This window comes from Nocardia sp. NPDC003963 (assembly GCF_053605105.1).
In genome coordinates this window covers 91,344-105,849 of record NZ_JBSGIP010000009.1, presented here as the reverse complement: position 1 = coordinate 105,849, position 14,506 = coordinate 91,344, and the positions used below count along the sequence as shown (strand labels likewise).

The 14,506-nt window shown below is 67.6% G+C and carries 14 protein-coding genes and 1 pseudogene; 7 read left to right on the top strand and 8 right to left on the bottom strand.

Translation table 11 applies throughout. The annotated features are described in order from the left end of the window. Positions 1 to 22 precede the first annotated feature (22 nt). Complete coding sequence (locus tag ACWEWT_RS18205; RefSeq protein ID WP_452560315.1) at positions 23 to 607, bottom strand: dihydrofolate reductase family protein; 585 nt, start codon at positions 605 to 607, stop codon at positions 23 to 25. 32 nt (positions 608 to 639) lie between these two features. On the opposite strand from ACWEWT_RS18205, the pseudogene ACWEWT_RS18200 reads away from it, so the two are divergent. From ACWEWT_RS18200 to ACWEWT_RS18185, 4 genes and pseudogenes are all read left to right on the top strand, one after another. After that, positions 640 to 999: pseudogene (locus ACWEWT_RS18200) on the top strand (hypothetical protein); the annotation flags it as partial. Continuing rightward, the gene (locus ACWEWT_RS18195; protein ID WP_452560450.1) at positions 989 to 1,408 is read left to right on the top strand and encodes a GNAT family N-acetyltransferase; all 420 of its coding nucleotides are present in this window, start codon (positions 989 to 991) and stop codon (positions 1,406 to 1,408) included. The pseudogene ACWEWT_RS18200 and the gene ACWEWT_RS18195, both read left to right, overlap by 11 nt. 86 nt (positions 1,409 to 1,494) lie before the next feature. Next, positions 1,495 to 1,974, top strand: coding sequence for an ankyrin repeat domain-containing protein (locus tag ACWEWT_RS18190; RefSeq protein WP_452560448.1), 480 nt, complete (start codon positions 1,495 to 1,497; stop codon positions 1,972 to 1,974). Positions 1,975 to 2,043: 69 nt separating this feature from the next. Then, entirely contained in the window at positions 2,044 to 3,003 is a 960-nt protein-coding gene (locus ACWEWT_RS18185; protein ID WP_452560313.1) for a hypothetical protein, read from the top strand. A 223-nt stretch (positions 3,004 to 3,226) separates the two neighbouring features. On the opposite strand, the gene ACWEWT_RS18180 is transcribed toward ACWEWT_RS18185, so the two are convergent. The 4 genes from ACWEWT_RS18180 to ACWEWT_RS18165 all read right to left on the bottom strand — a co-directional run bounded on the left by ACWEWT_RS18180 (position 3,227) and on the right by ACWEWT_RS18165 (position 8,023). Beyond that, entirely contained in the window at positions 3,227 to 4,063 is an 837-nt protein-coding gene (locus tag ACWEWT_RS18180; protein ID WP_452560311.1) for an SAM-dependent methyltransferase, read from the bottom strand. Positions 4,064 to 4,483: 420 nt separating this feature from the next. After that, complete coding sequence (ilvC, locus tag ACWEWT_RS18175; RefSeq protein ID WP_452560446.1) at positions 4,484 to 5,485, bottom strand: ketol-acid reductoisomerase; 1,002 nt, start codon at positions 5,483 to 5,485, stop codon at positions 4,484 to 4,486. Between the two features lie 112 nt (positions 5,486 to 5,597). Beyond that, the gene (gene ilvN / locus ACWEWT_RS18170; RefSeq protein ID WP_058856806.1) at positions 5,598 to 6,101 is read right to left on the bottom strand and encodes an acetolactate synthase small subunit; all 504 of its coding nucleotides are present in this window, start codon (positions 6,099 to 6,101) and stop codon (positions 5,598 to 5,600) included. Next, positions 6,098 to 8,023: an acetolactate synthase large subunit gene (locus tag ACWEWT_RS18165; protein WP_452560309.1), complete on the bottom strand. Its 1,926-nt coding sequence runs from the start codon at positions 8,021 to 8,023 to the stop codon at positions 6,098 to 6,100. Before ACWEWT_RS18165 ends, ilvN begins: the two co-directional genes overlap by 4 nt. A 390-nt stretch (positions 8,024 to 8,413) precedes the next feature. On the opposite strand from ACWEWT_RS18165, the gene ACWEWT_RS18160 reads away from it, so the two are divergent. Then, the gene (locus tag ACWEWT_RS18160; protein ID WP_452560307.1) at positions 8,414 to 9,010 is read left to right on the top strand and encodes a PH domain-containing protein; all 597 of its coding nucleotides are present in this window, start codon (positions 8,414 to 8,416) and stop codon (positions 9,008 to 9,010) included. A gap of 98 nt (positions 9,011 to 9,108) precedes the next feature. Further along, positions 9,109 to 10,950 (top strand): dihydroxy-acid dehydratase, encoded by a 1,842-nt coding sequence (ilvD, locus tag ACWEWT_RS18155; protein ID WP_452560305.1) that lies wholly within the window; start codon positions 9,109 to 9,111, stop codon positions 10,948 to 10,950. A 78-nt stretch (positions 10,951 to 11,028) separates the two neighbouring features. Here ilvD and ACWEWT_RS18150 read toward each other — a convergent pair whose 3' ends face one another. Then, a complete protein-coding gene (locus tag ACWEWT_RS18150) occupies positions 11,029 to 11,892 on the bottom strand; it encodes a DoxX family protein (protein ID WP_452560303.1) in 864 nt (287 codons plus the stop codon). 170 nt (positions 11,893 to 12,062) lie between these two features. On the opposite strand from ACWEWT_RS18150, the gene ACWEWT_RS18145 reads away from it, so the two are divergent. Next, the gene (locus tag ACWEWT_RS18145) at positions 12,063 to 13,166 is read left to right on the top strand and encodes a PQQ-dependent sugar dehydrogenase (protein WP_452560301.1); all 1,104 of its coding nucleotides are present in this window, start codon (positions 12,063 to 12,065) and stop codon (positions 13,164 to 13,166) included. 91 nt (positions 13,167 to 13,257) lie between these two features. On the opposite strand, the gene ACWEWT_RS18140 is transcribed toward ACWEWT_RS18145, so the two are convergent. Both ACWEWT_RS18140 and ACWEWT_RS18135 read right to left on the bottom strand, forming a co-directional pair. Next, the gene (locus ACWEWT_RS18140; protein WP_452560300.1) at positions 13,258 to 13,896 is read right to left on the bottom strand and encodes a GyrI-like domain-containing protein; all 639 of its coding nucleotides are present in this window, start codon (positions 13,894 to 13,896) and stop codon (positions 13,258 to 13,260) included. Beyond that, on the bottom strand, positions 13,874 to 14,413 hold the full coding sequence (locus tag ACWEWT_RS18135; RefSeq protein WP_452560298.1) for a PadR family transcriptional regulator: 540 nt from the start codon (positions 14,411 to 14,413) through the stop codon (positions 13,874 to 13,876). The genes ACWEWT_RS18140 and ACWEWT_RS18135 overlap by 23 nt, the downstream gene beginning before the upstream one ends. Between the last annotated feature and the right edge of the window lie 93 nt (positions 14,414 to 14,506).

Here is a 14,506-nt window from a genome sequence, read left to right as displayed (position 1 = left end):
CGAATCGGACCACCGCCCCGGATCACCGGTGCAGAGTGGGCCGGTAGGTGAGCTCCTGGATACGGCCGTCGAGCGTCCGGCTCTCGAGCAACTCCAGATCGAAATCGGCCGCGCCCGCGAAGACCGGCTCCGTACCGGTCCGCCCGGTGAGCACCGGGAATATCGTCACCTGGACCCGATCGACCAGGCCGGCGGCCAGCAGCGCCCAGTTCATCGACAGACTGCCGTGGGATCGCAACGGCACCGCGGACTCCTCTTTGAGCCGGGCGACGATCTCGACGGCGTCACCGCTCGCGACGGTCGCGTCCGGCCAGTCGAGCGGACCTTCCAGGGTGCTCGACACCACGGTCGCGGGGAGATCGCGCATCCGGGTGACCCAGGGGTCGCCCACTCCGGATTCCGCGGTGGGCGAGCTCAGCATCGCCACGAATTGCCGGAAGGTATCGGCACCGAAGACCATGCGCTGCTCGGTACCGAACAGGGCGTATCGGTGGGCGAGCAGTTCGGGGCCCTGTTTGCCCCAGTAACCGCCCCAATCACCCCCTTCTCCGTAGGAGCCGTAGCCGTCGAGGCCGGCGAAGACATCGAAGGTGTAGGTGGCGGTCATGATGGCTCTCCTCGGGTGCAGTCGTTCCGGGTATGGGTACTGACCCGGAATCACGCCGGAACTCATCGGCGCGCGGCTACCGTCCGCTCTGTCCACGCTCGACGACGTCGGCCGTCGACGAACGCGGTGTAGTGCTGTATTCCACTGCCGGACTGCACGGATTCGCGGCGCTGCGGACCTTGACGTGCGCCGTCGCGGTGGGACGACCATGTCCCATGACGCGCACTCTGTCCACGCCGCCCACCCTCCCCTCCGGCGCGCTCGCCGGCTCCCCGCAACCCGCGATACCCGCCGCCGGGAATCTGCTGATCCGCCCCTGGGAGCCGGCCGACGCGCCGGCCTTCTTCGCCGCGTACCAGGACGGCGAGATCCGGCGCTGGCATACCCGCCGGCCTTCCACTACGACCCAGGTCCGGGATTGGTTCACCGCCTACCTCCAGGGACTGGCAGCAGGAGAAGGGCGGCCACTGGGCCGTCACCCACGCCGACGGCGAAGTACTCGGCCGGATCGCGCTGCGCGGCCTGGACTTCGACGACGGTACCGGCGATATCGGCTACTGGGTGCTCCCGGCCGCACGCGGCGCCGGTGTCGCCTCGCGTGCCCTGTCGGCACTCACGACCTGGGCTCTCGACGAAATCGGTTTCCACCGGCTGCAACTGGACCATTCGACCCGCAACCAGGCCTCCTGCCGAGTAGCCACGAAGGCCGGCTATCTCCTGGAGGGCACCAAACGCAGCGCCGCCGTACACGACGACGGCCGTCACGATATGCACCTGCACGCCCGGATCCGAGGCGACTGAGCTGTCCACAACCGCCGCACTCACCGGGGTTCGGTTCCAGAGGGGGCACGGTCGCCGGGAAAGCCGGGCCGGGACATACTGCTGAAGTGGCCGATGCGGAGGAGTTCGATCTCGTCATGGCCGTCGTACACGGCGACACCGACGAGGTGCGACGCGCTCACGCGGCCGGTATCGACCTGGCGAGTGCGACCGCGCCGGGAGGGTCACTTTTCGGTTGGGCCGCGGAGTGGGGCCGCACCGAGATCCTCGGCTATCTGCTGGCCCACGGCATCGAGCCGGACCGCAGAGCGCTTTCGAAGGCCGCGGACAAGGGCCATGCCGAGACCGTACGGCTACTGCTCGATCACGGCATGCACCCGGATCTACCGGCCGAGTGGCCACCATTGTGCGCGGCGGCAGACCGCGGTTCGCCCGAATGCGTCCGAATCCTCCTGCGGGCCGGAGCACGGGTCGATGTGCGGATGGGGACGCAGGCGGGCCGTTGGCGCGGGAAGACTCCGCGGGAGCTCGCCGTCATGCGTCCCGCGGAGGGCACAGCGGAGATACTCCGGTTGCTCGAACGGTAGACCGCGTCGAGGACCGGCCACCGGCCCGGAAGCCGTGCCGGCCTTCGGGAACTGTGGGAAAGTTGTTCTGTGACTGAGAATCCGGGGGGATTCGCGGCCAGAGTACTCGGTGTCGTACTTCTGCTGTCCGTTGCCCTACCTATCGCGTTCTGGACCGGAAAGCCGTGGCTGCTGATCTTCGCGCTTGTTCCGGTACTCGGCTGGGGAGAGATCGTCCGGGATGCCGCGTGGCTCGCGCTCGTCACTCCGCGGCGCGGTCTGATCCTGTTGTCCGGGTGGCTCTTCGTCCTGCTGGGCACAGTCGACGGCGCCGCGGTTGTTCTGGTCCTATGGGAATCGTCGTGGGTGCCGGCGGTCGTCTGCGGGGTGCTCGGTGGCTCGATCACCTATCTGGCGGTGTGCCGGGTCGTCACACGTACGTGGATCGCAAAGAATCTCTACGACTACGCGAGCCCGCCGACGATTCCAGGTGGTCTCACGGTCGGGTTCCCGGCGAATCGGCAGCCGTTCGGCCCGATACCGAGCCGGACGCGTGCGCGGCAGCTCATGGATCTGCAACCACCGGTCTTCCGGTCACCGAGCTTTCGCATCTACTTTCGCGACCTCCGCAACGATATCGCCGAACTCCATCTCCGGGTGGCAGCAGAACTCCGCACGGCCGGCGCGCTGGACGAGGCACTACTGCACTGCGCCGAAGCGTCGGCGTTGCGGCGTCGGATCACCGACGAGTCCAGGCGTACCGATTACCTCATCGCCTTCGCCCAAGCCCTGGGCGACGAGGTGGAGTGCCTGATCAGCGCCGGCCGGATCGCCGAAGCGGTGCGAGTCGGTGAGGAAGAGCTCGGCAGCGGCCGCCGCATCAACGCGGTGTTCGCTCACCACAGCGGTTTCTCGGCAGCGGACAAGAGCCGGACACTCGGTTATCTCGGCAAGTCACTGGAACGACAGGCCGATCTGCTGCACCGGATCGGTAGAACCGCGGAGGCGGAGAAGCTCACCGCGGAGGCCCGGGACCTGGGGCTGTCCTGACCGCGATGACCCGGGTCCAGCGGCCCTTCCAGCGTTCGCGACACCGCTGTCGCGGGCAGGTTCCGCATCCCGTCGACCCACGAATCGCCGCCCCGGAGTCCTCGGTATTCGTGCCCAGCACTCGTCCTCGCCGGAGCGGAGCGCAACCCTCGTCGAACAGCGGTGGACACCGACCGAACACCGGCTCAGCGGAGTTCGCCGCCGGGAATCCGGCGGCGGTCGGCTACTTCTTACGGCCCACGGCCGCGTAACCGGCGGCAGGCGGCCTGGGTGCACCGGTCGGCAACTCGGTGACTCCGGGTGCCACCTCGGGCTTTCTGCCGTCGGGATACCAGTTCTCGATCGCGACGATCCCGGGCTCCAGTAATTCCATATCGCGGAAGAAATGCGAAACCGCCGCGTGGTCGCGGGCTTCCATCTCGATCCCGCTGGCCCGATACGCCTGTACGGTGCCCTCGACCATGGCCGGATCGAAATCGGTGGTCAGATGGGTCATCACCAGATACGAACCGGACGGCAACGCGGCCAGCAACGTATCGACGATTTCGTAGATGCGGTCGCCGGGAACAAAATGACACAGGGCGATGAGACTCAGCGCCACCGGTTCACCGAAATCCAGGGTTTCGCGTACCGCGGAGGCGGACAGGATCCGTTCCGGCGCGGTCAGATCCGACTGTACGTACTGGGTCACACCCTCGGGTGTTCCGACCAGCAGCGCCCGCGCGTGCGCCAGCACGATCGGATCGTTGTCCACGTAGACCACCCGGGCATCGGCCGCGGTCTCCTGGGCCACCTGGTGCAGATTCGGCTCGGTGGGGATCCCGGTGCCGATATCCAGGAACTGGCGGACCCCCAGCTCACTGAGGTGTCGCACCGCCCGCACCATGAACGCGCGATTGTCACGCGCCACACCGCGAACCGACGGAATGGCCTGTTCGATCTTCGCCGCGGCCTCGCGGTCGGCCGGATAGTTGTCCTTACCGCCCAGGAAGTAGTCGTAGATCCGGGCGCTGTGGGCGCGGTCCTGCCGGAGATCCACCGAACCTTTGTGTTCTGCCACGATCTACTCCTCACTCGAATCCACTGATGCTATCGAGTTTTCGCCGAGTGGAGTCGGCCCGCATCCACGGACGGGAAGGTTCGATTCTCGACGTAACACATCCGGTGCGCCGATTCGGCGGCAGGACAGCGGTCGAGATGTGCAGTTCGGGTCGACCGGATCGCCGGTGCGGCAGAGTAATTCATCGTCATTGTCGTCGGTCGCCCTCGCCTGCCCCACCGCGGCTGCTCCCGTCTCGCAAGGCAGCACCCGAGAACGGGAACCATGAACGCATGGACGAATACCGGGCGGGCCGCTTCGCCGACGCCCTTGTCACCGCCACCGGATACGAGTAGGCCGATTCACCACCGACCATGCGAAAGGGGTCCTCCCGCATTCTCCGCGGAAGGACCCCTTTTCAGCGCTGGATCAGCGCACCGCTCAGGCGGTTTCGGTGATCGGCCGGTCCACCCAGCTCATCAGATCGCGCAGCTTCTTGCCGGTGACCTCGATCGGGTGCTCGGCGTTCTGCTTGCGCAGGCCCTCGAGCTCCTTGTTGCCACCGTCGACGTTGGCGACCAGGCGCTTGACGAAGGTGCCGTCCTGGATGTCCTTGAGGATGTCCTGCATCCGCTTCTTGGTATCGGCGTCGATGACCCGCGGACCCGACAGGTAGCCGCCGAATTCGGCGGTATCGGAGACCGAGTAGTTCATCCGGGCGATACCGCCCTCGTACATCAGGTCGACGATCAGCTTCAGCTCGTGCAGCACCTCGAAGTAGGCCATCTCCGGGGCGTAACCGGCCTCGACCATGACCTCGAAACCGGTCTTGACCAGTTCCTCGGTACCACCGCAGAGCACGGCCTGCTCGCCGAAGAGATCGGTTTCGGTCTCTTCCTTGAAGGTGGTCTTGATGACGCCGGCGCGGGTACCGCCGATGCCCTTGGCGTAGGACAGCGCCAGGGCCTGGCCCTCACCCTTCGGGTCCTGCTCGATGGCGATCAGGGCGGGGACACCCTTGCCGTCGACGAACTGGCGGCGCACCAGGTGGCCGGGGCCCTTGGGGGCGACCATCCCGATGGTGATCTCGGCGGCCGGCTTGATCAGGCCGAAGTGGATGTTGAGGCCGTGGCCGAAGAACAGCGCGTCGCCGTCCTTCAGGTTGGGCTCGATGTCATTGGTGAAGATCGACGCCTGCGCGGTGTCGGGGGCGAGCAGCATGATGACGTCGGCCCATTCCGAGACCTCGGCGGGGGTGCCGACGGTCAGGCCGGCTTCTTCGGCCTTGGCCCGCGACTTGGAGCCTTCCTTGAGGCCGATGCGGACCTCGACGCCGGAGTCGCGCAGGCTCAGCGAATGCGCGTGCCCCTGGCTGCCGTAGCCGATCACAGCGACCTTACGGCCCTGGATGATCGACAGGTCGGCATCGTCGTCGTAGAACATCTCGACTGCCACTTGGTGGTATCCCTTCTGACTTATTCGAACCCGCGAAACGCGGGAAACGGTAAACGAGGCACGTGATGCGGCCGGGCGCGGGGTGCGCCCGGCCACGGGTTCAGCGGGTGGCGGTGATCGATTTGGGCCCGCGGCCCACGGCCACCACCCCGGATTGCACGATCTCCCGGATGCCGTACGGCTCGAGCATGCGCAGCAGCGCGTCGAGCTTGGACCGGGTGCCGGTCGCCTCGACGGTGAGGGCGTCGGGCGAGACGTCGATGACCTTGGCGCGGAACAGGTTGACCGATTCGATCACCTGGGTGCGCACGCTGGCGTCGGCGCGGACCTTCACCAGGATCAGTTCGCGGGCCACGGAGGTGTCCGGGTCCTGTTCGACGATCTTGATCACGTTCACCAGCTTGTTGAGCTGTTTGGTGACCTGTTCCAGCGGGAGATCGTCCACGGTGACCACGATGGTCATCCGGGAGATCTCCTTGACCTCGGTGGCGCCGACGGCCAGGGATTCGATATTGAATCCGCGCCGGGAGAACAGGCTGGCCACCCGGGCCAGCACGCCGGGCTTGTCCTCGACCAGGACGCTGAGGGTGTGGGTAGTGCTCATGAAGGATTCCCCTCCGTCTCGGCCTGCTCGCGGTTCATGGCCTCGTGGATGACCGCGGGTTCTTCGGCCTGCTCGTCCTCGTCGAACAGCGGGCGGATCCCGCGGGCGGCCATGATCTCGTCGTTGCTGGTGCCGGCGGCGACCATCGGCCACACCTGGGCATCCTTGCCGACGATGAAATCGATCACCACGGGCCGGTCGTTTATCGACTGTGCCTCGCGGATCGCGGCCTCGACGTCCTCTTCCTTCTCCACCCGGATACCGTGGCAGCCCAGCGCCTCGGCGAGCTTCACGAAATCGGGGATGCGCAGACCGTGGGTCTTGAGGTCGGTATTGGAGTAGCGCTGGTCGTAGAACAGGGTCTGCCACTGGCGGACCATGCCCAGATTGCCGTTGTTGATCAGCGCGACCTTGATCGGCACACCCTCCACCGCGCAGGTGGCGAGCTCCTGATTGGTCATCTGGAAGCAGCCGTCACCGTCGACCGCCCACACCTCGCGGTCGGGCTGCCCCATCTTGGCGCCCATCGCGGCGGGGACCGCGTAACCCATGGTTCCGGCGCCGCCGGAGTTGAGCCAGGTCCGCGGCTTCTCGTACTTGATGAACTGGGCGGCCCACATCTGGTGCTGGCCGACGCCCGCGCAGTAGATGGCATCGGGTCCGGCCAGCCGGCCCAGGGTCTCGATGACGAATTCCGGGGACACCGACCCGTCCGACGGCTTGCTCCAGCCGAGCGGATAGGACTCGCGGATACCGTCGAGGTAGGTGCGCCAGGCGGTCAGGTCGAGTTCGAAACCGGCCGGATCGGCGCGCAGCGTTTCGATGAGTTCGGTGATCACCTCGCGGCAGTCGCCGACGATCGGCACATCGGCGTGCCGGTTCTTACCGATCTCGGCCGGGTCGATATCGGCGTGGATGACCTTGGCACCGGGGGCGAAGGAATCCAGCTGACCGGTGACGCGGTCGTCGAACCGGGCACCCAGGGTGACCAGCAGATCGGATTTCTGCAGGGCGGCCACCGCGGCCACGGTGCCGTGCATACCCGGCATACCCATGTTCAGTTCGTGGCTGTCGGGGAATGCCCCGCGCGCCATCAGGGTGGTGACCACCGGGATACCGGTGAGCTCGGCGAGCTCCAGCAGTTCGGCCGATGCCTCGGACTTGATCACGCCGCCGCCGACGTAGAGCACGGGCTGACTGGACTCGGCGATGAGCCGGGCGGCTTCGCGCACCTGCTTACCGTGCGGTTTGGTGACCGGACGGTAGCCGGGCAGCCGCATCTCCGGCGGCCAGCTGAAGGTGGTCTGCTCCTGCAGCACATCCTTGGGGATATCGACCAGCACCACCCCGGGGCGCCCGCTCGAGGCCAGGTAGAAGGCCTCGGCGAGGATGCGCGGGATATCGGCGCCCTCTTTGATCAGGAAGTTGTGCTTGGTGATCGGCATGGTGATACCGGAGATATCGGCTTCCTGGAACGCGTCGGTGCCGATCAGCTTGCGGCCGACCTGACCGGTGATCGCGACCATGGGCACCGAATCCATCTGGGCGTCCGCGATCGGGGTCACCAGGTTGGTCGCGCCGGGACCGGAGGTCGCCATACAGACGCCGACCTTGCCGGTGGCCTGGGCGTATCCGGTGGCCGCGTGGCCCGCGCCCTGTTCGTGCCGCACGAGCACATGGCGGACCTTGGTGGAATCGAAGAGCGGATCGTAGACAGGAAGGACAGCACCGCCCGGAATGCCGAATACGGTGTCGACGCCGAGCTCCTCGAGGGAGCGGACGACGGACTGCGCGCCGGTGACCCGCTCGGGCGGGACCTGGCGGCGGTTCGCCGGGGTGGTCGGAGCGCCGGCCGGAGCCGGCGTATTCGAAGGCGCGGGCCTGCGGGCCGCGGGCCCGGGCCGGGTAGTTGGTGCGCTCACCGTCTTGTTCCTTACTGCTTGTCGTTCACTGGTCCCGACATAAAAAAGCCCCCGACAGCCGGCGGCTGTTCGAGGGTGGCGCGTCGCAGTGCGAGCTGACGTATTCGACTCCGGATCGTCTGGCTCAGCGCTGGACGCGCCGGCCGATTACGAGCATCTCGTTTCGATTCACGCGCATGACGGTATGTGTGCGTGTGGTGCGGAGTCAAACAGCTGACCGCTGACTTCCCATTATGTGGGAAGGTAGCGGGTGCTCACGCCGGTCCACCATGATGCGAGGATGGTGTGGTGTCATCACCGCATCAGTCCGTGCCACCACCTGAATCGTCCCACAACCCCGCGGCCGCGGAGGTAACGGGTGGGGATACGGCACCGCCGGGACCGAGGCGTGTGATCCGCACTACACGACTGTCCTTCCTCGGCGTGTTCCTCCTGGCGATGTGCGTGTTCTTCCCCATCGTCGGCTGGCCCGCCGGACTGTTCTGGCTGGCGATCATCCCGCTGATCGCCGTCGTCTGGATCGTGCGGACCCAGACCACCGTCTCCCCGCAGGGCCTGGATCTGCGGTCGGTGTTCTCGTCCCGGCACATCGACTGGGCCCGGGTACAGGGCCTCAGCATTCCCAAACGCGGTTTCGTGCGGGTGCATCTCGACGACGACACCGAGGTACCCCTGCCGGCCGTGAGCTACGACCGGTTGCGCGACCTGGTGGACGCCTCCGATGGTCGGATCCCCGACCCGTTCGCGATCCCCGAACCCGATACGAGCACCGACGCCGACTCGGATTCCCCGGCCGCCGAGGGGGCCGAGCAGACGGGGGCCGACACCGATGACGCGGCGGCCGAGGGCACCGGGAACACCGCGGTCCGCGACACCGACGACACCGCGGCCGCGGACTCCCCCGCACCGCGCGGCGACTCCGCCGGCGCGACGCCCAGCCCGAAGACGGCCGATACCGAACCCGGGCCCGCTTCCGAGCGGGAGTAGCCTGAGAAATCGCCGATCGCACCGCACCCGCGGTCATCCGCTCGGGCGATACGGCGCAGTCGCATTCTCTCAGCCCCGCGACCCGACCGAGGACACTCATGCCACCGCTTCGCTCCCGAACAACCACCATCGGCCGTAATGCCGCCGGCGCCCGCGCCCTGTGGCGGGCCACCGGTATGACCGACTCCGATTTCGGTAAGCCGATCGTCGCGATCGCCAACTCCTACACCCAGTTCGTGCCCGGGCACGTACACCTGAAGAACGTGGGCGAGATCGTGGCCGACGCGGTGCGCGAAGCGGGCGGGGTTCCGCGGGAATTCCACACCATCGCGGTGGACGACGGTATCGCCATGGGCCACGGCGGCATGCTCTACTCGCTGCCCAGCCGGGAGATCATCGCCGATTCGGTCGAGTACATGGCGAACGCGCACACCGCCGACGCGCTGGTCTGCATCTCGAACTGCGACAAGATCACGCCGGGCATGCTGAACGCCGCCATGCGGCTGAACATCCCGGCGGTATTCGTCTCCGGCGGACCGATGGAAGCCGGTAAAGCTGTGGTGGTGGGCGGTGTGGCCCAGGCTCCCACCGACCTGATCACCGCCATCTCGGCGAGCGCGAACGCCGCTGTCACCGACGAAGGACTGAGCGAGGTCGAGCGCAGCGCCTGTCCGACCTGCGGATCCTGCTCGGGCATGTTCACCGCGAACTCGATGAACTGCCTCACCGAGGCGCTGGGTCTGGCCCTGCCGGGCAACGGTTCCACGCTGGCCACCCATGCCGCGCGGCGGGCGCTGTTCGAGCGGGCCGGCCGGGTGGTCGTCGATATCGCGACCCGCTGGTACCGGGACGACGACGCGTCGGTACTGCCGCGCAATGTCGCGAACGACAAGGCCTTCCGCAATGCGATGGCCCTGGACGTCGCGATGGGCGGTTCGACCAATACCGTGCTGCACACCCTGGCCGCGGCCCAGGAGGGTGAGATCGATTTCGATCTGCACAGCATCGAGACCATCAGCCGCAGGGTGCCGACCCTGTCGAAGGTGTCGCCGAACTCCGACTATCACATGGAGGACGTGCACCGGGCCGGCGGAATCCCCGCCATCCTCGGTGAGCTGCGCCGGGCCGGGCTGCTGGAAACCGATGTGCGCACGGTGCACTCCGCGACCGTGGACGAATGGCTCGACACCTGGGACATCCGGTCGGGTAAGGCCTCGGCAGAAGCCCTCGAACTGTTCCACGCGGCACCGGGCGGGGTGCGCACCACCGAACCGTTCTCGACTGACAACCGCTGGTCGTCACTGGATACCGATGCCGCGGGCGGCTGCATCCGCGATATCGAACACGCCTACACCGCCGAGGGCGGACTGGTCGTGCTGCGCGGCAATATCGCGCTCGACGGCGCGGTGCTCAAAACCGCCGGTATCGACGAAGAACTGTTCACCTTCGAGGGCCCGGCGGTGGTGGTGGAGTCCCAGGAGGAAGCCGTTTCGGTGATCCTGGGCAAGAAGATCCAGCCCGGGGATGTCCTCGTGGTGCGCTACGAGGGTCCGGCCGGAGGCCCGGGAATGCAGGAGATGCTGCATCCGACCGCGTTCCTCAAGGGCGCGGGTCTGGGTAAACAGTGCGCCCTGATCACCGACGGCCGGTTCTCCGGCGGCACCTCGGGCCTGTCGATCGGCCATATCTCGCCGGAGGCCGCCAGCGGCGGGGTGATCGGCCTGGTGGAGAACGGCGACCGGATCCGCATCGATGTCGCGACCCGGACACTCGAGGTCCTCGTCGACGACGCGGTCCTGACCGAACGCCGGGCCAAGATGGAGGCCCGCGAACGTCCGTGGCAGCCGCTGAACCGGGAGCGGACGGTCACCACCGCGCTGCGTGCCTATGCGGCGATGGCGACTTCGGCGGACAAGGGCGCGGTCCGGCACGTGCCCTGATCCCCTCACTTTCGACGAACGAGGCGCCCTCCCGGATCTCCGAGATCCGGGAGGGCGCCTCGCGTCTGTCGGGGTGGATCAGTCGAAGGGACCGATACCGGTGAGTGGGTTACCACCTTTGAGCCACCAGTAGGTGAGCACCGCGGCCACGACCGCCAGCACGAACACCACGAACGAACCGGCGCCGGGCCGGATCGCCCAGCCACGCCCCCGGTCGAACGACCAGCGCCCCGGGCCGGTGAAGATGACGGCGACAGCGGTACCGGCCAGGATGCTCTCCAGCTCGACCGCGCCCGGACCGGCCTTGTACTGGAAGCCCGGGTACATCCCCTGTTTCCAGAACCAGGCGTCCAGGATCACCGCCAGTACCGCACCCGCGGCCAGCGGAGTGGCCAGGCCCAGGATCAGCAGGGCGCCACCGCCCACTTCACCGGCGGTCACCATGGCCGCGGCCAGCGAGGGATGTTTCCAGCCGCTGCTCTCCATCATGGCCTTGGTGCCGTCCAGGCCGGGGCCGTGGAACCAGCCCGTCAGCTTCTGCAGGCCGTGGTAGAGGAAGGTGGCACCGACGACCAACCGGAGGATGAAGAGCCCGAAGTCGAGGGTGCCGCGCCGGCCGTCGCCGTTACGGCGGCGCAGGCCCCCGCTGGGCGTGTTACCGGCCGGGGGGATGCTGGCATAGCTGTAGGTGTCGTCGTCGCTCGCGGGCACGCCGGGCTCGCCCGGTCCGGCAGGGCCGGCCGGTGTGCCGCCTGTGGTAGCCGATGCGCTCACCGGGATCTCCTTGGTCATGGCCACTTTGGGGAACTGGCCGGTCGGGGAATCATAGGGACTCCCGACCCCGCCCGCGGTGGTCGACACCGCGCGCTGCTCTCCGGTAGACAGATTCCCGGGCCCCGCGGCCTCGGGGGACGCGGACCCGTTTCTCGCCTTGGCACTCACTCCTCAACAGTAGGCCGCCGAACCGCACGGCACCTGCTGAATCAGCGGCGTGTCCGCGCCACACCAGACCCATGTGTCACAGTGTGGACGGCTCCGCGCGACGCGAACGCCGTCACCCGCGGCGGGCCTCGAGGGCACGCCCGGTGTCATTTCCACTACGTTGGGACGTTATGAGGTCGGTTGGCGCGCGGCGCGTGACGGTGGGGCTGGTACTCGGGGCGTTGGTGCTGAGCGGATGCGCCCGATTCGACGATTCCGCATCCAGTCCGTTCACCCCGGAGCCGACCCTGGACGGCGCGGAACTCGAGCCGCCGAAACCCGAACAGCCCGAAAGCTCCACCAGGCCCAGCGGTCCGTGTATCGATCCCGATCCGGCCGTGGTGGTCAGCTGCCTCGATACCACCGGCGGGCTGGTCGAGATGGGCGGCTACGCGCTGGTGGCCGAGCGGCGCACCGGCCGGATCCTGCAGGTCACGCCGGATCAGCCACCGATCGAGGTGGCCAAGGTCGAGGTCGATCCCGCGGGCGACGGCGGACTGAGCGATATCGCCATCTCCCCCACCTACCCCGAAGACGGGTTGATCTACGCCTACGTCACCACCGCCAGTGACAACCGGGTGGTACGGGTCGCCGACGGCGGCCCCGCGAAACCGGTGCTGACGGGGATCCCCAAGGGCACCACCGGTAACCGGGGCGCGATCGATTGGTCGAAACCCGACCAGATGCTGGTGCTCACCGGTGATGCCGGTGATACCGGCGCGGCGGCGGACCCGGGGAGCACGGCCGGGAAACTGTTGCGGGTGAACAATCCGACATCCAACGGCAACGCGCCCACCGAGGTCGCGGTCTCCGGTATCGGTTCGGCCGGCGATATCTGCCTGGGCGGCGATCAGATCTGGATCACCGATCGCACCCCGGCCATGGATCGGCTCCAGCGGATCGGACCCGACGGTGTGGTCACCACCGCGTGGACCTGGCCCGACCGCCCCGGCGTCGCCGGTTGCGCGGTAACGCCCGAAGGAGTCGCGATCGCGCTGACCGAGGCGAAGGCCCTCGCGATGGCGGCCCCGGATCCGCAGACTTTCGCGGTCACCGCCCCGCCCAGCACGTTCATCGCGAACAAGTACGGTCGGCTGCTCGGCGCGGCCCCGGCGATGGACGGGACGATCTGGGTATCGACAGCGAACAAATCCGACGGCGGCCGGCCCACCCCGAACGACGACCGGGTCGTGCGTATCCCGCCCCCGTCCGCCGGTGGCGGCGGCCCGGACTAGACGCCGGTATCTCCCGCACCGGTCCTCCCCGGAAGTTCCGGAAGGACCGGCTTCGCGGTCCGGCCACCTGAGGCCGGCCCCGGGTACTGCCTCAGGAGATCCGCACGACCGGTTGCCGGAGGATGGTGCGGAGTTTCTCGGGCGCCACCTTGCGGGCATCACCGAGATAGATCTCGTGGTGTGTACCGGCCATCCGGAACCCGTTGTCCGGCACGAACTGGTGGTGCATCCGGGCCAGTACCTCGGCCTCGTCGTCGTAGGAACCGACGTGCAGGGTCTGTACGCAGCGGCCCTCCGACAGGGTCTCCAGGCGTACGTCGTGCAGTCGCCGGGGGCGATCATCGGCCGCGAACTGTCCGGCCACGGCCGCGAACAGATCCGGCTCGATCCAGTCGGGCACCATGATCATCAGGGTCCAGTCCCACCGGGATTTATCGCGTGCCACGGTGAACGCGTCCATATCGCCGGACCACCACAACCCCTCCAGTGGCATGACGACATAGTCGCGGCCGAGATCGCGTTTGCTGGCGAATTTGAGTTTGTACGCCAGCGGGTAAAGGGCTTCGGTCGCGTGCGCGAAGGCGGGGTCGGTATTCGGGTCACCGTGACCGTCGATCATGAGGTACTGCAGATCGGGCACATCCACCACCTGGAACCCGCCCTGCCGCGCGCGGTAGCTCGCGATCTCCTTCTTGAAATCGATCTTGTCAGTGGTCGTCTTGTTCGCCATCGTGCACCTGGACCCGCTGCGCGAGCCACAACCTCTCTGCCTCCAGGAGGCTCAGGGAATAGGAGAAGACCTCACGCGCCGGAAGCGGGAGAGGTGATTGCGCCGCCGCGGCGGCCTCGACCGCGGCGATCCGTGCCTCGACCCCGCCGAGGCGCTCGCGCAGTGCGCGCGCGTAGTCGGATTCGGCGAGCAGCGGCAGATTGGCCACACCCACCAGGAAGGGCTGCGGAACCGGGCGCGACTCCGTGACCAGGGCGAGCGCGCCGCGTGCCGCCGCTTCCCGCCCGGCGACGGTCGCACGGAAGACGCGCCGGCCCTTCGCCGTCGCGGGTTCGGCGGGAACGTGGACGAGCCCGCGTTTCTCCAGTTTGCTGAGCAGGTAGTAGATCGAGGAGAACCCGATCTCGGTCCATTGCCGGATACCCCGCCGTTCGATGGCCTGTTCCAGGTCGTAGCCGTGCTGCGGGCATTCGATGATCAGGCCCAGGACGATCAGTTCGGAGGGCGTCGGTTCCACGCCGCTATTCTAGCGCTAGAATAGCGATATCGGACAGCGGACGAGAGGAGCCCGGAGTCGGGACGACTCCGGGCTCCTGCTGTCGGCGGGTAT

Excerpts from the sequence above, each read along its gene's own strand:
- ACWEWT_RS18205 (WP_452560315.1), bottom strand. The coding sequence starts at position 607 with ATGACCGCCACCTACACCTTCGATGTCTTCGCCGGCCTCGACGGCTAC.
- ilvC (WP_452560446.1), bottom strand. The coding sequence starts at position 5,485 with ATGTTCTACGACGACGATGCCGACCTGTCGATCATCCAGGGCCGTAAG.
- ilvN (WP_058856806.1), bottom strand. The coding sequence starts at position 6,101 with ATGAGCACTACCCACACCCTCAGCGTCCTGGTCGAGGACAAGCCCGGC.
- ilvD (WP_452560305.1), top strand. The coding sequence starts at position 9,109 with ATGCCACCGCTTCGCTCCCGAACAACCACCATCGGCCGTAATGCCGCC.
- ACWEWT_RS18145 (WP_452560301.1), top strand. The coding sequence starts at position 12,063 with ATGAGGTCGGTTGGCGCGCGGCGCGTGACGGTGGGGCTGGTACTCGGG.
- ACWEWT_RS18140 (WP_452560300.1), bottom strand. The coding sequence starts at position 13,896 with ATGGCGAACAAGACGACCACTGACAAGATCGATTTCAAGAAGGAGATC.